The following is a 24702-nucleotide window of genomic DNA, read 5'->3' as shown; positions in this document are numbered from 1 at the left end:
ACATTTGTCGGGGCTTATAAAATTTATATTATTTGTTATAATTCAGGTTTTGGAGGATCAACAGGATGTACAACTTTTCCTTTGTTGCCTAAAACTGAATTTCCTTTACCGTAGAAGAAATAGATGGCTACACCTAAAGCCATCCAGATTGCTAACCTGATCCAGGCTTCTAATGGTAATGACGACATCAGGTAAACACAAACAATTACACCCATAATCGGCACGAAAGGAACCAATGGTGTTCTGAATGGACGAGCTCTGTTCGGATCCGTTTTACGTAATAACATTACACCGATACATACCAATGAGAAGGCAAACAGCGTACCAATAGATACCATGTGACCCAAATCAGTTACCGGAACAAAACCAGCGAAAATACTTACGAAAACCATAAAGAACAGATTTGTTTTAAATGGTGTTCTGAATTTTGAGTGGATGTTACTGAAGAATTTCGGTAATAAACCATCTTTTGACATGGTATAGAAAACCCTTGATTGTCCCATTAACATCACCAGGATTACTGAAGTATATCCCGCTAAAATTGCGATAATTAATCCCATTTGCAACCAACTGTAACCAGTTACTTTAAATGCAGTAGCTGCCGGAGAAGCATCGCCTTTAAATACTGAGAAAGGTACTAAACCTGTCATCACGTGAGCAAATAATACATAAAGTATGGTACAAACTACCAAAGAACCTAAAATACCAATTGGCATGCCTTTCTGCGGATTTTTTGCTTCCTGAGCCGCTGTAGAAACGGCATCAAAACCAATAAATGCGAAGAATACCAACGCAGCACCTGCAGCGATACCCGAAATACCAAATTCTCCTTTAACACCAGTGTTTTCCGGGATATAAGGCGTATGGTTAGCAGGATTAATAAATTTCCATCCTAATGCGATGAAGATGATTACTACGGCAACTTTAACAATTACCAGGATATTATTTAGGCTTGCAGACTCTTTAGTTCCACGGATGAGCATCAGTGAAAGCAGAGAAACGATGACCACTGCTGGAAGATTGATTCCTCCACCATCTACTTCTGCAAATGATTTTGTGAGGTAGAGCGGCATTTCGAGGCCAAATTCGTGTAGCAGTTTGTTGAAATAACCAGACCAGGAAACCCCAACCGTTGCAGCGCCAAGAGCATATTCTAATACTAAATCCCATCCGATAACCCAGGCCATAAACTCACCCATTGTAGCGTAAGAATAAGTGTAAGCACTACCGGCAACAGGAATCATTGAAGCAAATTCTGCATAACACAAACCGGCGAATGCACATCCAACTGCTGCCAGTACAAATGATAATGTTACGGCTGGTCCAGCGTGATCAGCTGCTGCGATACCTGTTAATGAGAATAAACCTGCCCCAATAATCGCTCCAATGCCCAGAGCAACAAGGCTCGTACTGCTCAGCGTACGTTTGAGCGTCCCCTCGCCACTTTCAGCAGATTCTGCTATAAGCACATCAATAGGCTTTTTAAGATTCATAATTTGTTTAGTCTTTTATGTTTGTTGATTTATGATAATAAGCGGTAAACCTAAATAAAAATTGCGAAAAAGAAAAAGGGATTTTGTTAAAATCCCCATTTCAGTACTATTATCTCTATGTTTTTACAACTAATTTGCCAGTGTATCGGTAGTATTCATTAAAGTGTCGTTAATGATGTTACCTGAAGCATCAGTTTTTTGCTCAATTCTGATTTCTTTGCGAACTTCCTGCCTTTCTTCAGTAGGTATAGCCTTCACTGCGATGTAAGGAGCAATAACCAGCGAAACAATAGACATTAATTTGATTAAAATATTCATCGATGGTCCTGAAGTATCTTTAAATGGATCTCCAACGGTGTCGCCTGTTACTGATGCTTTGTGTGGCTCAGATTTCTTGTAGAACATTTCTCCGTTAATCATTACACCTTGTTCGAAAGATTTTTTAGCGTTATCCCATGCACCGCCTGCATTGCTCTGGAAAATTCCCATCAGTACGCCGGTTACAGTAACACCTGCTAATAGTCCCCCCAAAACTTCTGGTCCGAAAGTGAACCCTATTATGATTGGCGTGATTAAAGCAATTGCACCTGGAAGCATCATTTCCCGTATAGACGCTTTGGTAGAAATGGCCACACATTTTTCATACTCAGGTTTTGCTTTGTATTCCATAATGCCAGGGATTTCCCTGAACTGGCGGCGAACTTCCTGAACCATATCCATAGCGGCTTTTCCAACTGCCTGGATACATAGGGCAGAGAAAATAAAAGGAATCATACCGCCAATAAATAATCCCGCTAATACCGGCGCTTTATAAATATCAATCGCACTAATTCCGGCAATCCCTACAAAAGCAGCAAAAAGTGCCAGTGAAGTTAATGCTGCCGATGCGATGGCAAATCCTTTACCGGTTGCAGCAGTCGTATTTCCTACCGCATCCAAATTATCTGTTCTTTCACGAACCTCAGGTGGGAGCTGACTCATTTCTGCAATACCGCCTGCGTTATCAGCTATCGGCCCGAATGCATCAATGGCCAATTGCATCGCTGTTGTGGCCATCATGCCGGCAGCTGCAATGGCTACACCATATAAACCTGCAAAATAATAGGAAGCCATAATTCCACCAGCTAAAACCAAAATTGGAATTACTGTTGATTTCATCCCCACAGATAAACCTGCAATAATATTTGTGGCATGCCCTGTTGAAGATTGTTGAATGATGGAATTTACAGGGCCTTTGCCCATAGCCGTAAAGTATTCAGTTACCACACTCATAATGGTGCCCACAACTAAACCAACAATGATGGCGTAAAATACATTGATACTGGAAAATGCATAGCCGCGTAAACTTAGTGTTTCCGGCAGCATCCACTTCACAATAAAAAATGACGCAACGGCAGTAATCACAATTGAAGACCAGTTGCCAAGATTTAAGGCGTTTTGAACATTAGATTTTTCATCTTTAATGGTCACAAACCAGGTACCGATAATAGAAAAGATAATACCCAAGCCACAAATTACCATTGGCAATAAGATAGGAGACATCCCGCCAAAATTATCTTTTACATCAATTTCCTGACCTAAAACCATTGTCGCCAAAATTGTAGCTACATAAGAGCCAAATAAATCGGCGCCCATACCTGCAACGTCGCCCACGTTATCACCTACGTTATCGGCAATGGTTGCAGGATTTCTCACATCATCCTCTGGAATTCCTGCTTCCACTTTACCCACTAAATCGGCGCCAACATCTGCAGCTTTGGTGTAAATTCCTCCACCAACACGTGCAAATAAGGCGATAGATTCCGCCCCGAGTGAAAACCCGGTTAATACTTCAATGGCTGTTTTCATTTCTACGCTGTTCACCGATACAACATTGAAGTATTTCAAAAAAACGATGAATAAGCCGCCCAAACCTAATATCGCCAAACCCGCTACACCTAAGCCCATCACGGTACCACCTGTAAAGGATACTTTTAAGGCCTGTTTTAAGCTCGTCCTCGCTGCTTGTGTGGTTCTTACATTAGCCTTTGTGGCCGATTTCATTCCAATATATCCAGCAGTAGCAGAAAAAATGGCACCGATTAAAAAGGATATAGAAATAATCCAGCTGGAGTGCATGGGCACACCTTTAATTTCTGTAATGGTTCCGGAGTAGGCTAATAATGCAGCGGTAAAAACTGCGAAAATACTTAACACTCTCCATTCCGCCTTCAAAAATGCCATGGCGCCATCGGCAATGTAACCAGCCAGCTCCTGCATATTTTTATCTCCGGCATCTTGTTTGTTTACCCAGGCGCTTTTAATCATCATCACAATAATCCCAACCAGGCCCAAAGCCGGGATACTGTAAATTAAGTTCTCTTGTAAAAAATTCATAGTTAATATTTGGTTATTGGTTCGCTGATATCAAGTTCATTGATTTACCCTCATCGGTAAAGAACATTGATTTCTTAAATTTTGGTTATTAGGTAAGCAATATAATAATTTTATTTCCTTGTACTTAAATAAAAAATGAGAGTTTAACGGAATGAATAACGCGATCGATATAATCACAAGAATCATCATTCATCGTCTTTGTGATGTTTTTATTAAATGAGTCGTGAGTCTACGTCAATTAAAATAATACAGTTTAATGGATGTTATTTTATTTATTTATAAATAAATTAGCCGGAAACTAAAGCTAAACCAACAAAAAAAAATGGAAAAACAACAGGGCGAAAGTGCTCCCAAGCGAAAGCTAGGTCTTTTTGATGCTGCAATGCTAGTCATGGGATCGATGATTGGAAGCGGTATTTTTATTGTAAGTGCCGATATCATGAGAAATCTGGGATCTGGATACTGGTTAATTGTGGTTTGGGTGATTACGGGTGTTATGACTGTGGCTGCCGCGATCTCGTATGGCGAACTTTCAGCCATGTTTCCAAAAGCGGGGGGACAGTATACATACTTAAAGGAAATCTTCGGTAAAATGATGGGTTTTTTGTACGGTTGGGGATTATTTACAGTAATTCAAACCGGTACCATTGCAGCAGTAGCTGTGGCATTTGGTAAATTTACAGCTTATTTGATTCCGGCATTAAATGATGCCGCACCATTATTTCAAAATGGCAGTTACAAAATCACCTGGATTCAAATTTTGGCAATTGGCGTTATTTTGCTGCTTACCTATATAAATACTAAGGGCGTTGAGAGTGGAAAATTGTTGCAAAATGTTTTTACCGGATCAAAAATCGTTGCGCTCATTGGGTTAATTCTTTTAGGCTTTCTTTTGGTGAAGAATAATTTCTGGTCTGGAAACATGAGTTTTGGATGGGATGCTTTTAATAATTTAAAAACCGATTCGGGTGGCAACTTTTTAAAATCCGGTTGGGAATCAATTTCCGGGATGGGCATTATGGCTGGAATAGCAGCTGCTATGGTTGGATCTGTTTTTTCGAGCGTGGCCTGGGAAAACGTGACTTTTGTTTCTGGCGAAATCGAAAATCCTAAAAAAAATGTAGTCAGATCGATGGTGTTAGGCACATCGGCAGTAATGATACTTTACCTCCTGGTTAATTTCATCTATCTTAATACCTTAGGTCGCGATAGTATTGCATTTGCAGCTAATGATAGGGTTGCGGTTGCAGCGTCTGAACAAATTTTTGGAAGTGGGATAGGTACAGTGGTGATGGCTGTGCTGGTGATGATTTCAACTTTCGGTTGTGTAAATGGGATTGTATTGGCAGGCGCCAGGGTTTTTCAAACCATGGCACAAGATGGTATGTTTTTTAAAGCTGCGCTTCATAATAATAAAAACGGTGTTCCCGAAAAATCACTGTGGATGCAGGGAATATGGGCTTCTGTGTTGTGCTTGAGCGGTCAGTATGGTAATCTATTAGATATGATCTCGTTTGTGATTGTATTATTTTACATGATTACTGTTTTTGGGGTAATCTATTTAAGGGTTAAAAAACCAGCACTTGAACGCCCTTATAAAACATGGTTATACCCCGTTACGCCCGTTATTTATTTATTAATCGGTGCGGCGTTCTGCATTTTGCTCCTCATTTATAAACAGCAATATACCTGGCCTGGATTGGTAATTGTGTTGTTGGGCGTTCCGGTTTATTTGTTTATTAATCGAAAAAAACAAGAATCAATTTAATGACTTTATACATTTATTAAGTTTAAGCCAAAGGAGGAACAGAAACATGTTCCTCCTTTTTCGATTTATTTGAGCAGCAAAGCGACTGGTGTTAAACGTTTTCTATTAACATATATGCCTGGATTCCGGGATATCCAGAAAAGAATATCAACGCTTTGCTCATTAAGCTCATACGAATAAAAATTGCTATGCAGCAAATACGCTATAGAATCAGGCAAATATGAAATGGGAATTTTCTTTTAATCAGTTTAGCTTATTTTTAGATCGGTAATCAGTTTTATGCAGAACTATTAACGAATTTGAAACTTAAATAATGCGAGTAATAAAATTATCAATCCTGGCGCTTTTCACTTTAGTTTGTCTGAGTTGCAGTTCGCAAGACACTGAAACTTACTGGAAAATAGACAATATTTATCGCGAGGATAAAAAACCATTCATAGGTTTAACAGGTGCATTTATGCAAGAAATTATAGATCATCAATTTCATTTTATAAAAAAGGGTGATAGCCTGTATTTTGATCTGCCAGAGAAATTTCAAATAGATACTAAAAATTTTAAAAGCCTTCGTCAGCTTCATATTACTGATAGGGATTATTATGAGATGTACGCCCAAAATTTCAGCAGCGGCATCTTCAAAATAAAATTTAAGGATAATGCTACGCTTTCAGATTCAAAGAATACCATTATTGAGTTTAAAAAGATTACCAAAGAAGAATATTTAAAAAGTGTTCAGGAAGTTATTAACCATCAAAAATCAATTGAACAAAAGGTAAATTCGTTAAAAAGCCAATTAGAACAGCAACCTCAAATAATTTTAAATCCTGTAAAGAAAATGCCAACAAAAGTAGCAGAGTTGATGAACAATATGGGTGAACAGATCTTTTTAAACATTCCTACAGAAATAGAATTAAGGGAGTCGGGAGATTTAAAAAATGAAGTATTCGGGGATATAAAAATCGGCACATTTAAAGATAAATCAGTGATCTATGATGTAGATCATAAGGAAAACGATTACGGATTAAAACAGTTAACGATATGGATTTCATCAGATTCATCAGCATTTAGTATGGATAGGTACCTGGCTGATCAACCTAATCTCAAGCTTTTCAGGCGGGATGGTAATAATGTTGTTGGTTACGATGTTGGCTACGATGGAAGAGAAGACAAAGCGGTTGTGCAATCGTACTTCTGCTTAAAATACTATAAAGTTGAAAATTCGCACATTTTTATCTATGGCGATGTTTTTCGTTCACAGATGAAAAATGCACCTAATTTGGAGGAGATGAATAAAATTTTAAATTTTAACTATAATATCTCTCAAAACATTTCAGTAAAAGTTAATAATTAAAAATCATTCATCTTGCTAACGCGACCTGATTCTAATAAGCATATAACTTCATAGTCTTAAGTGGTTCCAGCATGATATATTAATTCTATTTTGTGTATTTTTGCAGCAATGGGAACACAGGTAGATATTGGAATTAAGGGTTATAACGCTTACGGGGTTCATTTGCGTCAAAAATATAATGGACAACGGGTATTCAAAGTTATTGTTGATGGCGGCTTTACCTGTCCGAACAGAGATGGAAGTAAGGGTTATGGCGGATGTACATATTGCAATGTAGATTCTTTCACGCCTGAACCGTCTCGTAAAATGCCGACCATTAGAGAGCAGCTGGAAGAGGGGATTAAGCGGGCGAAAAATGGATACAAAGCCGATAAATTCATTGTTTATTTTCAGCCCAATACCAATACCTATGCGCCAGCGCATTATTTAAAAATGATGTACGATGAGGCGCTATCTGTAGAAACTGAAAATATTGTGGGTTTCGCAGTAGGTACTAGGCCTGATTGTATAGATGCAGAGAAGGTGGCACTGTTGGAAAGTTATACCGACCGTTTCGATGTTGATTTGGAAATGGGTATGGAATCTATTTATGATGAAACTTTAGAGCAGATTAACAGAGGCTGCAGTCATGGTGAGTTTGTAGCTGCGGTTAAACTTTTAGAAAATAGCAAGCTTGATTTATGTGTGCATACTATTTTTGGCTTCCCCTGGGAAACCAGAGAGATGATGTATGGTTATATCCATGAAATTAATCGTTTTCCTCAGATTAAGTTCGTAAAATTTCATCATCTGCACATTGTTGAAGGATCAATTATGGGGGCTAAATATAAAAAGGATCCTTTTAAACTATTCACTTTGGAGGAATATACTGATTTGCTTTGCGAATTAATTCCATTGCTTCGACCGGATATCGTAATACAAAGATTATTTGGAATTTCTGACTGGGATTTATTAATTGCTCCAAATTGGGGGTTAAATAAATCGGCGATTCAAACTTATATTGATAAAGAGATCGAAAAACGAGGTGTAGTTCAAGGTTCTCGTTATTTTGACTAAATTTTAATAATTTTTATAATTTTTTAGTAGAAACCCATGAATTTTCATGGGTTTTTTGGTTTTGTATGAATATATATGTCAATATTCTTCAAAAAAATGATAAATATTCATTATTTGTATAAATGATATGATTTTGTTTTTGTTAAAAACGCATCTTAAATAAGTTTATTTTTTGATTAAATTGTATTTTTTGGATAAAATTTTGAGTTGTTTTACAAAAATTTGATGTTTTTGTTATAATTTTTTGATTAAATAGTGTAAAAATTACATTATGTCGTACTTTTATGAAAATATTTATCGAATAATTAAGAGAATTTTTAATAAAAACAAATCAAACTAAAAACTATGAGTAAATTTTCCTTAAAACAGTATGCGCCCTTTGCAGTCTTGATGATTGTAGCGATTGCAGCGCTATTTATTCCACTACTTCCAAATTTCGACGATGGAAAATACAGTGCACCTGATATTGCTTTCGTTTTAATTTCTGCAGCGTTGGTGTTTTTAATGACTCCTGGTCTTGCATTTTTCTATGGTGGTATGGTTCATCGTAAAAATGTTTTATCAACCATGATTAAAAGTGTGGTTGCGGCTGGTGTAATTACTGTTCTCTGGACTGTAGTTGGTTTCAGTCTTGCATTTGGCGAAACAATAGGTGGATTTATCGGAAACCCAGCAACATTCTTGTTTTTTCAGGGTGTAAACTCAGGTCCGGCCTGGGGAACAATTCCATTATCACTTTTTGCTGTGTTTCAATTAATGTTTGCCATTATTACACCAGGATTAGTTGTGGGAGCCGTTGCAGAGCGTATTAAATTTACTTCGTATATTTTATTTATCGTATTGTTCGCAATATTTGTATACTCTCCTTTAGCACACTGGACTTGGTCGCCTGACGGATTTTTATTAAAAATGGGCGTTCTTGATTTTGCTGGTGGAACGGTTGTACACATTTCAGCTGGTATGGCTGCATTGGCTGGTGCATTGGTTTTAAAACGTAGAAAATCACACTTAGAGCATAAAGAGGTTCCACCTGCTAATATCCCTTATGTGTTAATTGGAACAGGATTACTTTGGTTCGGTTGGTTTGGTTTTAATGCAGGTTCAGCTTTAGGTGCAAATTCTTTAGCAGTTTCGGCTTTCTTAACTACCAATACCGCTGCCGGTGCCGCTGGATTATCATGGATGTTCTTCGATGTAGCTAGAGGTAAGAAACCATCAGTTCTTGGTTTCTGTATCGGTGCCGTTGTAGGTTTAGTTGCCATTACACCTGGAGCAGGTTTCGTAAGTATTCCATCAAGTATCTTTATCGGTGTGATTGCATCCGTGATCTCTAACTTAGTGGTTTCGTGGAAACAAAAAACAAGTTTAGATGATACTTTAGATGTTTTCCCTTGTCATGGTGTTGGTGGTATTGTTGGTATGATTTTAACTGGCGTTTTTGCTACCAAAACAGTAAATAGCATCGGTGCTGATGGTTTATTATACGGTGGCACTGAGTTTTTCTTTACCCAGGTTAAAGGTGCGGTTATCGTAATCATTTTCAGTTTTGTGGTATCATTCATCATTTTCAAATTCATTAACCTAATTCAACCAATTCGCGTTTCAGAAGAGGAGGAAGAAATGGGTCTTGATGAATCACAACACAATGAAAAATATTCTCAAGGCACTTTGCTAGTGGAGGAAAGAGCTGTTTATATTGAAAAAAACAGTCCGCTTACTGAACCAATTGCATAAAACAAACTATATCTAAACTCAAATTCAAGCTCAAACATGAAGAAATTTTTAACTGCTATTTTCGCAATGGCCAGCGCTAGCTGCGCCCTGGCTCAGGAAACTACGACCTCTCCACTCGAAATTTCGGGATCGGTTGATACCTACTTTAAATACGACTTTGCTAAACAGCCTAATATTGGAACATCATTTGCATCTGATCATAACTCAGTTTCATTAGGGATGATTGATTTGGTGTTGAAAAAGAAAACAGGAAAAGCCTCATTTGTCGGAGAATTATCTTTCGGTCCGAGAGGACAGGAGCAATCGCTGATAGATGCTTCAAGTGGAACTTCGTCTTTTCATATCCAAAACTTATATGTAAACTATGATTTTACCGATCAGTTTTCGATGACTGCAGGTTACATGGGAACGTTCATTGGTTATGAGGTAATTTCTCCGGTAGGAAACTTTAATTATTCTACTTCATATTTATTTACAAATGGTCCGTTTCAAAATGCCGGTATTAAGGCTACATACAAATTCTCTGATAAAGTGAGTTTAATGGCTGGTTTATTTAATGACTGGAACGTTTACACAGCAACACGTGGGGTATCAAGCATTGGCGGACAATTAATGGTTTCTCCTGTTGAAGGCTGGACAGCCTATATCAATGTATTGTCTGGTGCTGGCGGCGGCGGTTACGGAACCATTGCTGATTTAACAACTGCTTATCAGATTACCGATAAGTTTAAATTAGGCTTAAATGCTGCTAATTACGACATTAATGATGATGCCGGTGGTTATGCAGGGGCTGCGTTGTATCCGCAGTATGCTTTCACTGATGCTGTAGCATTAGGTTTAAGAGGTGAGTATTTCAAATACAAAAATGTTGGTGGTGTTGAAGGGGATAAATATACTTCGGTAACACTTACTGCAAATATTAAATCTGGAGGGTTAACTTTTATTCCTGAGGTAAGGTTAGATCATAGTGGTACCAAACCTTTCGCAAAAGAAAATGGAATGGCTGCACCAAACGCAGGCCAGTTCTCACTAGCAGCAGTTTACGCTTTCTAAAAGCAAATTAATATGATTATAGCCGCCAGTTCATTTAAACTGGTGGCTTTTTTTTACCTTAGTAATTAGTTTAAAAGGATTTATGAGATACATACTTGCCATCGCACTTTCTGTTTTTGTAACCAGTTTATCGGCTCAGGAGAAGCAATTTCCTAAAGATGAAACAGGTAAATTCATTTATTACAAGGTTGTTGATTCACTAGTATTGAGTAAGACAATTTTATTAGAAAGGGCTAAAAATTTTGTGGTATCGACAAATAAAAAAACAATGAAGTTGGAAAGCAGTACCGATACTTCAATTTTGGCAAAGGGCAAAATGATTATCGATAAAACGATATTGGTGGCTGGTCATCCCAGTGGCGAGGTAAGCTACGATTTTGTTTTTGAAGCAAGAGCAGGAAAATATCGTTATTGGTTAACCAACTTTATATTCATTCCTTACCAAAGAGACCGTTATGGAAACTTTGTACCAAAAACAACTATTGGAAGTCCACTCGAAAAATCTGCTGATAAATTAAACGCAGGATCATGGAAAGATATTCAAACAAGCACTTATGCGGAAGTGGCAAAATTTGGAGATTCGTTTAAAAAATTCCTTGCAACAGATAAAAAGAATTCTGAACCCGTTAAAAAAGAAACTGTTTCTACCAAAAAATGGTAATCAGTTCTTTTATTTTTTACATTTTGCCAAATAAGGATTCTACTTTTTTATATCGAAAATTAAAAATCTCATTGATTTTATTGTTCACTATCACACCGTTTGCAACTTTGCCAATAACACCCCAGCCTACACTATAATGGAGAATATCTTTCATTAATACACCGCCGTCAATGCTTTGAAAATGATGTTGATGGTGCCAAAAGGCAAATGGCCCAAATCTTTGTTCGTCAATAAAGTATTCGTTTTCTTTAACGTGAGTAATTTCCGTAACCCAGTCTAGTTTAATCCCGAATAATGGAGAAACTTTGTAGGTGATGATTAAACCAGGATACATTTTGGTGTTTGCCATCTTAGGCGAGGTCACGTCAAATGTCATATCTTTTGGTGTAATCTCTGCAAGGTTTAGCGGCGATGAGAAAAAATCCCATGCGGTATCCAAGTCTACGGGAATTTTCTGAGTAAATTCTAATCGATGTATTTTCAAAGTATCTTTTAGGCTTAACAGCAGTGCTGCTATTTTGTTGCAGATAAACTGAGTTTATCGGTAATTAATTTTACTAATGCATCAAATTCTTTTTGCTCGTAGCCGATAGATTGATAAATGATCTTACCATTTTGATCAATTAAAATGTTCCTTGGTATGCTTTGTTTAGCGAACTTGCTGAAAATACTTCGATCTAAGTCTGGAAGTATTGGGAAGGTAAATCCTTTTTTGCTTTTATAGGGTATTAATTTCTCCCATCCTTCTTCTCTGCCGAATACAAAAAAGGCAAAGTTGCTGTTGTCTTTGTGTTTTTCCCAAATTTGGGTTTGAACCTGTGGCAATTCTTTGTTGCAAGGTGGGCACCAGGTTGCGAACAAATTAATTAAAATCAATTTGCCCTTGTAATCGGCAATGTCAACGGTTTTACCTTTTTCGATCTCAAATTTAAAGGAAGGTATAGTGTCTCCAATTTTGGTAATTGTGCCATCATCAGCAGTTTGAGCCATTACATTGGCAGTGATGAATAAGCAAATGATTAGGAATATCTTTTTCATAATAGGGGATGATGAATAAAGATACTCCTATAAAAAATCTTTACAAAATTAATGTACCATTTTGTCGGCACAGGTTGAGCTGGCAAAGGCTTCAGGTTTGGCTTTAAAAATAAAACCCATGCTTAATATGTAGCCCATGGCATCATTCAATGCTTTATTTGATTTAAATGATGGGTTGGTATTAATGTCTGCATGAACTTCCAGTGCAACGTCATAAATATCCAGTAAATCGCAAATGGAATAAGCCGTTTCAATTGATTTTTGAACTTCCATTAACATCCTTTCTTTAATACCCACTTGCTGAGTATTTTTTTCCTGATGGATGTACATAAAACCGCCGTGATGTTCTCGCAACAATACAATAACGGTAGCAAAATCGGTAACCAGGCCTTTCACCTGCGAATCGGTGCCGATGCAGACTTTCAGTTTATAGCCATTTTCTGTTTCTCTGATAATTGCTTTTTCTACTTCTTCGAGGATAGAAGATTGAATAATTTCGCCACTAAATTTTTTCCAGGTCATACACAATGTTGTTTTGAGGTTAATTCCAAAGAAATTCCTTTGGATACATGGTAATCAGGTTTTTATAAAAATAAGTGCTTGAAATTAAATTTATGTTAAGATGAAATTGTTTATTTGCTAACAGCAGCTTAGTTTTCAACAAGTTAGCGTTTTTTCTGGGGAACGATTGCAATTTTTTTATATTATTTACAACCGAATTGCCGTTTTACTTGTTAGATTAAGAACTAAAATTCAAAAGAATATGAGAGCGGAATTAATTCAGGAACTTCAGCTTTTGCAGAATAGCAGAGCGAATAAATTTGCAGATGATTTATCGGATAGACTAAAATCGTCAGTTGATTTGGTAACAGAAAAAGTCAATTCGTCAATCTCAAAAAGAGGAAATATGTTAATGTTGCTAGAGAAAAAATTTGATTTCTCTACCATCAGAAAACTTAAATCGAAGTTTTTCAAGTTGTAGTGATGTAAGATTGCAGGCGTTGAAATGCTTATCTTTAGCCCGATGATAGAGAACGCCTTAAAAAAATTAAACATTACAGCACTTAACCAAATGCAGGAAGCTGCATTAAAAGCAGTAAAATCCGGGCACGATGTTTTGCTGATTGCACCTACTGGTTCTGGCAAAACACTGGCATTTTTTTTACCGCTACTGGCAAAATTAAAGCCTGATGTTAAAGGTGTTCAGGCGCTTGTTTTAGTGCCATCGAGAGAACTTGCACTTCAGATTGAGCAGGTATTTAGGCAAATGGGCACGCCTTTTAAAGTAAACTGCTGTTACGGCGGCCATGCGGTTCGGGTAGAAAAGAATAATCTTGCTCATCCGCCAGCGGTATTAATTGGCACGCCTGGCCGAATTGCCTATCACCTGGAACATCAGAATTTTGATGAATCTTTCGTAGAAAATCTGATTTTAGATGAGTTTGACAAATCGCTGGAGTTTGGCTTTGAATCCGATATGTCGTACATCATTGGTAAGTTGCTTTCCTTAAAACAACGAATACTTACTTCGGCAACGAAGATGGAAGAAATTCCTGAGTTTGTAAAGTTAAAAAATGCGCTTGATATTGATTTCTCTCAGAACCTTCAATCGAAACCTAATTTAAAACTGAAGAAAGTTACTGCGCCGGCGGCAGATAAATTAGAGGTTTTATTTAAATTGTTAACCAAGATTGGAGGCAAGAATACGCTGGTTTTTTGTAATCATCGCGAAACGGTAGATCGGATTAGCGATATCCTTTTCGAACATGGCTTAGGGCATGATGTTTTTCATGGTGGAATGGAACAAATCGACCGTGAGAAAGCACTTTTGAAGTTTAGAAACGGTAGCCATAAAATTTTAATTACTACAGATTTGGCTGCCCGTGGACTTGATATTCCGGAAATTGAGCACATTGTTCACTATCAATTGCCTTATACGGAAGATGCTTACATTCATCGCAACGGAAGAACTGCACGAATGCATGCAAAAGGTACCGCATATGCTGTAATCACTCCGGAAGAAAATTATAAGTATCTGCCTGAAGATATTGAGGAGGAGCCTCTATCAGATCATTATGAAATTCCTGAAGCGAGTGATTGGGTAACCTTATATCTGGCTCATGGCAAAAAAGATAAAATTAATAAGATAGATATCGTGGGGTTGTTTTTGCAAAAAGGCGGCTTGGCCAAAGATGACCTAGGTTTGATTGAAGTAAAAGATACCACGAGTTACATAGCCGTAAAACGAGAGAAAATTGAAAAACTCTTAAAAATATTAACAGGTGAAAAAATAAAAGGAAAAAAGTTAAAAATGGAAATAGCGAGTTAGGTCGGTTCATTGGTTCAATTGTTCTTTGTTGGAAGGTTTAAACGTTACAACATTCTAACATTTCATTATTCCAATAAAACACATACTAGCAATGTTATTCATTCAAATTCACTTATCAATTATTCACTAATTCAAAATTCATTCATTGAAAATTAAAATATGAGCAATAACGATATATTAAAAAAATTAAGAGTAGCGCTGTCATTAAAGACAGAAGATATTATTACCATTTGCGATTTGGTTGGCTTTAAAGTAACAAAGGCAGAACTGGGTGATATTTTTAGGAATGAGGATCATGAAAACTTCAAACCATGTGGCGATCAGATTTTGCGCAACTTTTTAAATGGTTTGGTAATTTACAAAAGAGGCCCGAAAGAAGAAAAGAAATCTTAGCAGAGCGTTTTAAGCGAAATTATGAAATTTAAATTCCTCTTAATGGGGCTGTTTTTGTACTCAGGCAGCTTGGTTGCTCAACAACGCGAATCTGTTCAGAAAGAAGATTTTTCAGATGACTGGGCGGCACTTTCTAAATATCAGAAAGAAAATGACTCTTTAGGTGCCCCGAATAAGGGTGAAAAGCGTGTGGTTTTTTTAGGTAGTTCGATATTCGAGTTCTGGAAACAGAAAGACCCACAATATTTTAATAACGGCTCTTATCTTGACAGGGGAATTAGCGGACAAATTTCCCCTCAATTGTTAATCCGATTTCGGCAGGATGTACTCAATCTAAAACCAAAAGCTGTGATTATTCTTGCTGGAAGCAATGATCTGGCTGGTAACAAAGGCCATGTAAGTAATGAAACCGTTATGAATAACATCAAATCGATGGCCGAACTGGCCAGGAAAAATCGAATTAAAGTTATTCTCTGTAAATACTTACCAATTTATGAGTATCCCTGGAACAAAAACTTAAAGGGCGTAGCAGATCAGATTATTTCCTTAAATAACGAGATTGTAAGCTATGCGAAAGCCAATCGTTTCGTCATTTTAGATTATTGGACCCCATTAGTTGATGAACGAAACGGACAAAAGGCTGCTTATACTACGGATGGAGTTCATCCGAACCTGGCAGGTTATAAGGTAATGGAAAAGGTTACTGAGGAGGCAATTGACAAAGCTTTGCACAGAAGAAAATAAATATCTGACAAAAAAAGTCCCGATTTTCACCGGGACTTTCTACTAGTTTAATTTTTTATATCTGATTCGTTTTGGAGTAACATCGCCTAAACGTTTCTTGCGATTTTCTTCATAATCAGAATAATTTCCTTCAAAGAAATAAACTTCTGAGTTTCCCTCAAAAGCCAGAATGTGGGTACAGATCCTATCCAGGAACCACCTGTCGTGACTGATGACTACCGCACAACCACCGAAGTTTTCCAATGCTTCTTCTAAAGCACGTAAGGTATTCACATCGATATCATTGGTGGGCTCATCGAGTAAAAGTACGTTTGCACCCTTTTTCAAAGTAATGGCCAGGTGAACACGGTTACGTTCACCACCTGATAAAATGCCTACTTTTTTCTGCTGATCGCCGCCGTTGAAGTTGAATTTAGAAACATAAGCACGGCCATTTACGGCTTTGGTGCCTAACTGAATGTTATCTAAACCATCCGTAATATTTTCATAAACAGTTTTATCAGCATCCAGGTCGTTATGCATTTGATCTACATAACCCAGCTCTACCGTTTCGCCAACCCTGAAAGTTCCATTATCAGGTTCTTCTTGTCCGGTAATTAAGCGGAATAACGTTGTTTTACCCGCACCATTTGGCCCGATAATCCCCACAATACCTGCTGGTGGAAGTGAAAAGTTCAGGTTATCAAATAAAATTTTATCACCATAGGCTTTGGTCACATTGGTTGCTTCAATCACTACATTACCTAAACGCGGTCCTGCAGGGATGAAAAGTTCCAGTTTATCTTCTCTTTCTTTGCCATCTTCAGACGCAAGTTTATCGTAGTTTGCTAAACGAGCTTTAGATTTGGCATGACGGGCTTTTGGTGCCATTCGTACCCATTCTAATTCACGCTCCAGAGCTTTCTGGCGTTTGCTTTCGGTTTTATCTTCCTGAGCCAAACGTTTTGCTTTCTGATCTAACCATGAAGAATAATTTCCTTTCCATGGAATCCCTTCACCACGATCTAATTCTAAAATCCATCCCGCTACATTATCCAGGAAGTATCTATCGTGGGTTACCGCGATCACGGTTCCTTCATAGTTTTGCAAAAATTGTTCTAACCAGTCAATACTCTCTGCATCCAGGTGGTTGGTAGGCTCATCCAGTAACAAAACATCAGGTTTTTGCAGTAATAAACGGCACATCGCCACACGGCGACGTTCACCACCTGAAAGTACGCTAATTTTGGTTTCCGGATCTGGGCAGCGTAATGCGTCCATTGCTCTTTCCAATCTCGAATCAATCTCCCAGGCACCCAAAGCATCAATTTTATCTTGTAGTTCGCCCTGGCGAGCCATCAATTTATCCATTTTATCGGCATCAGAATAGTTTTCTTCTAAACCGAAAGCTTCATTCACTTCCTCGTATTCTTTTAAAATAGCGGTTACTTCGGCAACGCCTTCTTCCACTACTTCGCGTACCGTTTTATCAGGATCAAGAACTGGTTCCTGAGCCAGATAACCTACAGAATAGCCCGGAGAAAATACAACTTCGCCTTGTATTGATTTATCTAAACCAGCAATAATTTTTAATAAAGATGATTTACCAGAGCCGTTTAAACCTACAACGCCAATTTTTGCACCGTAAAAAAATGATAAGTAAATATTTTTTAAAACCTGTTTTTGTGGCGGATAGATTTTACTCACTCCAGCCATTGAAAAGATTATTTTTTCGTCTGACATGTTGAATTTTGCTATTAGTGAATTAAACCTTAATTATAAGGATTTGTAAATAATGGCAAAGATAATAACAACCTGCCGATAACAATTGGTTTATCTGGGAATATTATTTCTGACATCATTTAGTATTTACACGAAAAAGCCCTCAAATTAAAAAGATGAGGGCTTTCAATAAGTGATTATTATTGAATTTAGAGATTATATCTTATTATTTACTGTAAGGGAAATTTCTTGATACTTTTCTCATCATTCTATCGATCAATTCGTCACTTGAGGTAAAAACGCCATCATTCATTGCTTTGAAAAAGCGCCATTGCATATCACCTGTTTTTCCATCATTTACTACCATTGTTAATGATCCAGAACCGGTTTTACTTCCAAGTCCACCAAATAAAACTGTTGTTACAATCGCCCCGGCTTCTGATCGGGTTTGTTCTGTTTCAAATTTACCTGAGATAACTGCATCCACACCTAACGCTTTAGCAACTTCATCTTTTGTAAATTCATCCAGTTTATCTAAAAGCCCCGCTTTTTTTAATAAAATATTTGTCTTTTCAACATCCTGAAATTCTACAGTATAATTGCTTGATTTTCTAAGCAAAAAAGTATACATGCTCGATTGTATAGATGTTGACATCGTTTTCTCCTTTTGTATATGAGCATCAAGATTGAAATCTTTTGGTTGTTTTTTAAAGGAAATTTTTGTGTTAAATGGAAGAATAGCAACAGTTTTGTGTGTAGCAATTACCTCTTTTAATTTTGGACTTTCAAATACTTGCTTGGCATTTTCATATTGAGCCAAAGCAATCAAATTGGTACTAACAAGTACCAGGAGGAGTAACGTTTTTTTCATTATACTTTTTAGTTTGTTTGGAGCAATATTAAAAAAAAATCTTCACTTAATTATTCTTTCTTCAACATCTCAAAAATGGTATCGATAAAAATAAATGACAATGATGACTATGTTTTTAGAAAGTAAACCGTTGTAAAGATTTTGATTAATAACTTTGATTTAATAACCAAGGTATATTTAACAATGTTTATTTGCCCGGCATTTTAAAAGATGGTGGCGTTGCTGCATCATCTGCTGCCCATTGCTTGTTTGGTCTTTTGCCCATTATGAGCTCAAGACTTCCACCTTTCATTAGTTCCTCATGTGTAAACCACGATTTGTTCCAAACCTTTCCATTTAACTTTGCTGATTGGATATATTTGTTTTCTGGAGCATAATTTCTACAGGCAACCTCAAATTTCTTCCCGTTTCCAATATCAATTTTAACGTTTTCAAAAGTCGGGCTTCCTATTACATACATTGGTAAACCCGGTGTAATCGGGTAGAAACCAATTTGAGAAAAAACAACAAATGAGGTTAAACCACCGCCATCTTCATCGCCTGGGATACCCATTAAATCATTTCTAAACCATTGAGATAATAAACTACGCACTCGTTTTTGAGTGCGCCAGGGTTGTCCGGCATAATTGTACAAATAAGGAATGTGCATGGCCGGTTCATTACCCATTGAAAATTGCCCCACATTTCCGGTATGATCTGGTAGTTGTGAATAAAAATCAAATCTGCTTTTCCCCAGCGGCGTATTATACATTTTCTCCAGTTCCTCAACAAAAACGCCTTTACCACCAATCATTTCTACTAAATCATCCACGTTATGCAGCACATCCCAACGGTATAACCAACCATTGTTTTCATCATAAGTTTCTCGTGCACCCAAGCCGCCAGAAAACCTGTAATCCAATGGCTCAATAAATTTTCCACTCGCATCTTTTGGATGGAAAAATTTAGTTTCTGGATTGAAAACGGTGCGATAGGTTAAGCTCTTGTCCAAAAAATGCCTGGCTTCTTCTGTTTTACCTAACTGTTGCGCAATATTTCCTAAACACCATTCATCATAAACGGTGCCTAGTGTAACGGCAATAGGCTGGCGCTTTTCGAATCCGTGAACTTCAGGTGCAGTTTCCTTTTCGCCCGCGGGTAGTGCAGGGAAATAACCATGATCTTTAAAAAACTGATCTAATACACCTGCTTTTTTAGCAGACCATGGAGCCAGCGTTTTTTCAGTAATGCCAGCTTTGCAGTATTGATAAGCTTCTTCCAGGTTAAAGGATCTCAAACCTTTATTATAAGCGTCGATGATGGTTGCCACCCCATGATTACTGTTCATTCTCCGACTATCGCCCGTAACCTCCGGGAATGTTGGCATCCAATGATCGTCCATCTGCTCGGCCATCCTTAAATAGGAATTAATCATATTACTTTCCATTTTTGGCTCGATGATCACACGAAGCGGATGGGTTGCTCTATAGGTATCCCAAATCCAGTCATCTGTAAAAAATGGCGTTCCATTATCGTTATGGATCTTTCCATCAAATGCGCTAAAGTATTTTCCATCTTCCGATAGGTTGATCATCCGTTCGTAAGTACGATATAATGAGGTATAAAAAATGGTTTTGGCATTTTCATCCGAACCTTTAATAGCTATTTTGCCTAAAGTAGTATTCCAGATGTTTTTTCCCAGCTCTGCAACATTTGCTAAATTGTAATCTTTTATTTCGCGTTGCAGATTCTTCTTTGCCTGTTCAACACTGATGAAAGAGATTCCATAGCGGGCTTTCACCCGTTGAGTATTGCCGGCATATTTAAGCACCAAAAAGGCATTACGGCCAGAAACAGCTTTTTTCTGATTTTCGATTGAACTATTTTGATAACTGCCTGCTTCAACAGGTTTCAAATCCGTTTCCAGATAGATAAATACTTTGGTATTATTGCTCAACCGCTGAAAGCCACTTACAGTATTCTCGTTGGTACTCAATTCTCCATCGCGTGTATTTAAAATTAAGTATGAGGATGCCTGGCTTTTACTAAAATTAATTTCATAAATGCCTGATTGATGCGAAGGTGCAAATTTTGCATTAATGCCAAAGTCATCCAGGTCAACTTCGTAGTAATATGGTTTGATGATTTCATTATCATAACCATACCGTATGGTATTCTTAATCTCTCTTACATCTCCCTGAAAAGGGCTTAGGTTAAATGCAGAACTTCCGCGGTGACTTGTAATTACGAGTGGCAATCCATTAACTGTGTTACTGGTGTAGTTTTCTCTTTCCGGATAAAAGCGAAGCATACTGTTTGGCAAGTGAACAGTAGGATAGGTCGGTACCAGCAGGTGGCTGATGTTACCTACATAAGGATTTACATAATCTACAGGTTGTTTGGTAACTTGTGCTGATGTTGATTTTGCTGAAATTGTTATCGATAAAATCGCACTAAAGAGATAGCAGAAATATTTATTCATAATTTATTTGCAGAGGATAGACGCCAAATTTAAGATTTTTACCAGGGGATTTAGCTGATTATCGAACCAGAAGTGTATCAATTGTGTGGTAATAAAAACGATTTAGTTACCGATGGGAGGGAGAAAGCTTGTATTTTCAAATAATACAGTACACCAACTTGTCGACCACAACTGCAATAAAATTTGATCGAATAACATATTTGTATATAAATTCTATAGAATTGGTAGTCTATTTAAAATAATCTTATATATTTGCCGAAACCTTTTACAATTCAATATGATTACATCCCTACTATTTCAATTTTCCCGAACATTTCGAAAAGGAAATCCTTGTCCGCACATGCAATATTGTTGTTGTTGCTAGTATAAGAAAGCACTATAAAGATTCCTTATTCAATCAGAATTCCTCTGAGATCAAACTTTTGTATAATTCAATGAAGTAATTTATAAAATGAAACCGACAAGGAAGCCTTGCCGGTTTGTAGATGAATGACAGCCCAGCCGTAACGCCAATCACTAAACTGGTCTTCATTCTTGGTTCCATTAAGATTTAACCTTAACAAACATTTTAAATATGGAAATAAATATCCATGTCAAGAAATTTTACGATCACAATTTTTCAGACCCTCTTTCCCTAGCGAGCATTATTTTGCTCTTAATTTTCTCACTTTCTGCGTCTGGTCAGGATGTAAAGCCATCCGTTATTAATTCTCAGCTTATCGGTAAGGTAATCGATGTAGCAACTAAAGAGCCGCTACCGGGAGTAGTAGTTAGAATTAAAGGTACTACTCATGCAGTGGCCACATCAGCCGATGGTTCCTTTTCATTTCGAACCGGACAAAGTTTTCCTTATACTTTAACCGTAAGCTTAATTGGTTACGATACTCAGGAAAAAAGAGTTGATGGTTCTCCAGTTACTGTAGCTTTGAAAGCATCGGCAAATCAATTAAACGATGTGGTTGCAGTTGGTTATGGAACACAACGCAAGGCTGATTTAACTGGAGCAGTTTCTAAAATCAAAGCTTCTGAAACGGTAAAACTTCCGGTTGCCAGTTTTGACGCACAGTTACAGGGGCGGGCTGCCGGAGTTCAAATCAACTCCAACTCGGGTGTACCTGGTGAAGGTACTTTTGTTAGGGTGCGGGGAACAACTTCGATTAACTCGAGTAGCGAGCCACTTTACGTAATTGATGGTGTATTTTTAAATAACACCTCTTTACAAACCACCAATCTGGGAGGCAGAACAACTTCTCCGCTGGCAGATATTAATCCAGCTGATATTGAAAGTATTGAAGTACTTAAAGATGCTTCTGCAACCGCTATTTACGGCTCCAGGGGAGCTAATGGGGTAGTTTTGGTCACTACAAAAAGAGGAAGTTTCAACGCCAGAACTAAAGTAAGCTTAGATGTTTCTACCGGTTGGGTTGAGGCAGATCAATCTACTGTTCCTCAATTGGCGTCGGGTCCTGAATCGGCATTATTAGCTAATGAATATTGGATCAATTCGGGCATCGATCGTCCGGCATTAAACCAAACTTTTGCCAATCGCCCATTTAGACCAGTATCTGAAGGTGGAGCTGGTTTGCCAGAAGAGCAACAGACTTTCGATCGAATTGGTGACATTCTCCAAAAAGGATTAATCCAGGATTATAATTTATCTATTCAGGGTGGAACTGATAAATCAAGATTTTATGTAGGTGCAGGTTATACTGATCAGAAAGCGCTGATTAAAGTGCCACAGTTTCAAAGAACCAGCTTAAAGTTTAACTACGATCATAATTTAAGTGATGCCATTTCTTTTGGTTTAACCAATAGCATTTCGAAAAGTGATCGGAATCAAGCCAGAACAGGCGATGGTCCACAGGTGAATTTATGGAACGCTGCCACCAGCGCCGCCACCTACACGCCAAAATTTGCACAAGATGGCACTTCCACTGGTTCTGATAACATCTATTTGTTAATTGATAATTATGATGTAAACACCACTAGTTTAAGGTATGTAGGTAGTGCCTACGCGGAAGCGAAAATTATCGATGGATTAAAATTTAAAAGCAGTTTCTCATTGGATTATAATCACTATGATGAATCGGCATATTGGAACAGCCAAACCAGTATTGGAAGGGCTGTGGGTGGTAACGCTACTTCATCTATTACGCAAAATAGTACCTGGATTAATGAGCAGACCCTAACCTATATCAAAAATGCTGGCGATCATCATTTTAATGCATTGGTAGGAAATTCACTTCAAGCAAATGTAATTAGCCTAACCGCCGCAGAAGGAAGTGGGTTTGCTAATGATAACTTTAAATTAATTTCTTCTGCTTCTACAAGAACATCATCTCAAAATTGGAGTAAGTATTCGTTGGCATCGTTTTTTGGTCGCTTTGATTATAACTATGCAAGCAGATACTACATTGGTTTAAGTGCCCGGGCTGATGGATCGTCGAAATTTGGTGCAAACAATAAATGGGGATATTTTCCTGCCGTTTCAGGTGCATGGCGATTAAAACAAGAATCATTTTTAAAAGATGCAAAATGGATAAGTGATTTAAAACTTCGTGTTTCCTATGGTGTAACAGGTAACCAGGCTGGTATCGATAATTTTGCAGCTCAAGGTTTATGGACAGGTGGTAGCAGCTATCCAGATGTTGCCGGATCGCCTCAACCAGGTATTGGACCGATTCAATTGGGTAATCCTGATTTACGCTGGGAAAAAACGGCTCAAACCAACCTTGGTTTTGATTTAGGCTTGTTAGACAATAGAATATCACTTACTGTGGATGTATATAATAAGTATACTACAGGCTTACTGCTACAAAAACCGATTGCTGCATCAACAGGTTTTGCCACTTATTGGGCTAACGAAGGAGAAATGAGCAATAAAGGTTACGAGGTTGGTATTAATACCACCAATATTGCCAACAATAACTTTAGTTGGAAAACGAGTTTGAATTTCTCAGGTAACAGAAACAGAATTGAAAAATTGCCCACACAAATTACACAATACACCCGCGATTGGGTGATTATGAAAGAAGGTTATTCTATGAACTCTTTCTGGTTGTATAATCAGTTATATGTTGATCCGCAAACAGGAGCACCAGTATTTGAAGGGCAGGCTGCAAATGGAACAGTGACTACTGCTAATCGTCAGATATTAGGCGATTCTTACCCGAAAATATTCGGTGGTTTAAGCAACAGTTTTACCTTCAAAAGTTTCGATTTGAGTTTCTTGTTTACCTTTCAGGCCGGAAACAAATCCCTCAATTTGAACCGTTATTTCCGTGAACGTAATCCAACAAGTGGAGGTGTATTGGCAAATGTATTAAACCGTTGGCAAAAGCCTGGCGATATTACTGATATCCCAAGATTAACGTCAATTGGCACCAATTACACCATTGATCAAAGTTCGAGATATTTAGAAGATGCATCATTCCTTCGTTTAAAACAACTCACTTTTGGCTATAACCTTCCAGGCGAATTTTTGAAAAAAATCAGGTTGAGTCAGGCAAGATTTTATTTTGTTGGTTCAAATTTATTCCTGATTACCAAATATACAGGCGATCCCGAATCGAGTGTAACCTCAAATCCTAATGCTCAAGGGTTGGGTTCATTTGGAACCCCGCCACAGCCAAGATCATTTCAATTTGGCTTAAACATTACCATTTAATCACCCAAA

General features: G+C 37.6%; 19 protein-coding genes. 11 read left to right on the top strand and 8 right to left on the bottom strand.

All coding sequences use genetic code 11. The annotated features are described in order from the left end of the window. Positions 1-35: 35 nt before the first annotated feature. A complete protein-coding gene (locus EA772_RS00220) occupies positions 36-1493 on the bottom strand; it encodes an amino acid permease (protein ID WP_010603110.1) in 1458 nt (485 codons plus the stop codon). 129 nt (positions 1494-1622) lie between these two features. Continuing rightward, positions 1623-3869, bottom strand: a complete 2247-nt coding sequence (locus tag EA772_RS00215) for a sodium-translocating pyrophosphatase (RefSeq protein ID WP_124910741.1) — start codon at positions 3867-3869, stop codon at positions 1623-1625. A gap of 322 nt (positions 3870-4191) precedes the next feature. Between EA772_RS00215 and EA772_RS00210 the strand changes: the two genes are divergently transcribed. The 6 genes from EA772_RS00210 (at position 4192) to EA772_RS00185 (ending at position 11489) form a co-directional block, all read left to right on the top strand. Further along, entirely contained in the window at positions 4192-5637 is a 1446-nt protein-coding gene (locus EA772_RS00210; RefSeq protein ID WP_124910740.1) for an APC family permease, read from the top strand. A 313-nt stretch (positions 5638-5950) separates the two neighbouring features. Continuing rightward, positions 5951-6985 carry a hypothetical protein gene (locus EA772_RS00205; RefSeq protein WP_124910739.1) on the top strand — a complete coding sequence of 345 codons (1035 nt, stop codon included), beginning with the start codon at positions 5951-5953 and terminating at the stop codon, positions 6983-6985. A 108-nt stretch (positions 6986-7093) separates the two neighbouring features. Continuing rightward, complete coding sequence (locus EA772_RS00200; RefSeq protein WP_010600512.1) at positions 7094-8041, top strand: TIGR01212 family radical SAM protein; 948 nt, start codon at positions 7094-7096, stop codon at positions 8039-8041. A gap of 345 nt (positions 8042-8386) precedes the next feature. After that, positions 8387-9775, top strand: a complete 1389-nt coding sequence (locus EA772_RS00195; RefSeq protein WP_010600513.1) for an ammonium transporter — start codon at positions 8387-8389, stop codon at positions 9773-9775. A 36-nt stretch (positions 9776-9811) separates the two neighbouring features. Continuing rightward, a complete protein-coding gene (locus EA772_RS00190; RefSeq protein WP_010600514.1) occupies positions 9812-10828 on the top strand; it encodes a porin in 1017 nt (338 codons plus the stop codon). 82 nt (positions 10829-10910) lie between these two features. Beyond that, positions 10911-11489, top strand: a complete 579-nt coding sequence (locus EA772_RS00185; RefSeq protein ID WP_124910738.1) for a DUF4468 domain-containing protein — start codon at positions 10911-10913, stop codon at positions 11487-11489. Positions 11490-11505: 16 nt separating this feature from the next. Here EA772_RS00185 and EA772_RS00180 read toward each other — a convergent pair whose 3' ends face one another. From EA772_RS00180 to EA772_RS00170, 3 genes are read right to left on the bottom strand one after another with little or no spacing between them, the layout of a single operon-like run. Then, on the bottom strand, positions 11506-11973 hold the full coding sequence (locus EA772_RS00180; RefSeq protein ID WP_168187445.1) for an SRPBCC family protein: 468 nt from the start codon (positions 11971-11973) through the stop codon (positions 11506-11508). 29 nt (positions 11974-12002) lie between these two features. Further along, positions 12003-12527 (bottom strand): TlpA disulfide reductase family protein, encoded by a 525-nt coding sequence (locus EA772_RS00175; protein WP_246834014.1) that lies wholly within the window; start codon positions 12525-12527, stop codon positions 12003-12005. A 48-nt stretch (positions 12528-12575) separates the two neighbouring features. Next, entirely contained in the window at positions 12576-13049 is a 474-nt protein-coding gene (locus EA772_RS00170) for a ribonuclease H-like YkuK family protein (protein WP_010600518.1), read from the bottom strand. A 241-nt stretch (positions 13050-13290) separates the two neighbouring features. Between EA772_RS00170 and EA772_RS00165 the strand changes: the two genes are divergently transcribed. The 4 genes from EA772_RS00165 (at position 13291) to EA772_RS00150 (ending at position 15993) form a co-directional block, all read left to right on the top strand. Next, positions 13291-13509, top strand: a complete 219-nt coding sequence (locus tag EA772_RS00165; protein WP_010600519.1) for a hypothetical protein — start codon at positions 13291-13293, stop codon at positions 13507-13509. Between the two features lie 42 nt (positions 13510-13551). Further along, the gene (locus EA772_RS00160; RefSeq protein WP_124910737.1) at positions 13552-14856 is read left to right on the top strand and encodes a DEAD/DEAH box helicase; all 1305 of its coding nucleotides are present in this window, start codon (positions 13552-13554) and stop codon (positions 14854-14856) included. 159 nt (positions 14857-15015) lie between these two features. Beyond that, on the top strand, positions 15016-15249 hold the full coding sequence (locus EA772_RS00155; RefSeq protein ID WP_010600521.1) for a DUF1456 family protein: 234 nt from the start codon (positions 15016-15018) through the stop codon (positions 15247-15249). Positions 15250-15270: 21 nt separating this feature from the next. Then, positions 15271-15993: a GDSL-type esterase/lipase family protein gene (locus EA772_RS00150; RefSeq protein ID WP_124910736.1), complete on the top strand. Its 723-nt coding sequence runs from the start codon at positions 15271-15273 to the stop codon at positions 15991-15993. Positions 15994-16035: 42 nt separating this feature from the next. Here the strand turns inward: EA772_RS00150 and ettA are convergent, their stop codons facing one another. The 3 genes from ettA to EA772_RS00135 all read right to left on the bottom strand — a co-directional run bounded on the left by ettA (position 16036) and on the right by EA772_RS00135 (position 21026). Next, the gene (ettA, locus tag EA772_RS00145) at positions 16036-17715 is read right to left on the bottom strand and encodes an energy-dependent translational throttle protein EttA (RefSeq protein ID WP_124910735.1); all 1680 of its coding nucleotides are present in this window, start codon (positions 17713-17715) and stop codon (positions 16036-16038) included. Positions 17716-17920: 205 nt separating this feature from the next. Then, positions 17921-18565 carry a hypothetical protein gene (locus EA772_RS00140; RefSeq protein WP_010600524.1) on the bottom strand — a complete coding sequence of 215 codons (645 nt, stop codon included), beginning with the start codon at positions 18563-18565 and terminating at the stop codon, positions 17921-17923. A gap of 187 nt (positions 18566-18752) precedes the next feature. Next, on the bottom strand, positions 18753-21026 hold the full coding sequence (locus EA772_RS00135; protein ID WP_124910734.1) for a GH92 family glycosyl hydrolase: 2274 nt from the start codon (positions 21024-21026) through the stop codon (positions 18753-18755). A gap of 574 nt (positions 21027-21600) precedes the next feature. Between EA772_RS00135 and EA772_RS00130 the strand changes: the two genes are divergently transcribed. Beyond that, complete coding sequence (locus tag EA772_RS00130; RefSeq protein WP_124910733.1) at positions 21601-24693, top strand: TonB-dependent receptor; 3093 nt, start codon at positions 21601-21603, stop codon at positions 24691-24693. The last annotated feature ends 9 nt before the right edge of the window (positions 24694-24702 follow it).

This window comes from Pedobacter sp. G11 (assembly GCF_003860265.1).
Lineage (GTDB): Bacteria > Bacteroidota > Bacteroidia > Sphingobacteriales > Sphingobacteriaceae > Pedobacter > Pedobacter agri.
Note: the sequence above shows the minus strand (reverse complement) of the source record. Positions and strands in the feature narration are given on the sequence as shown.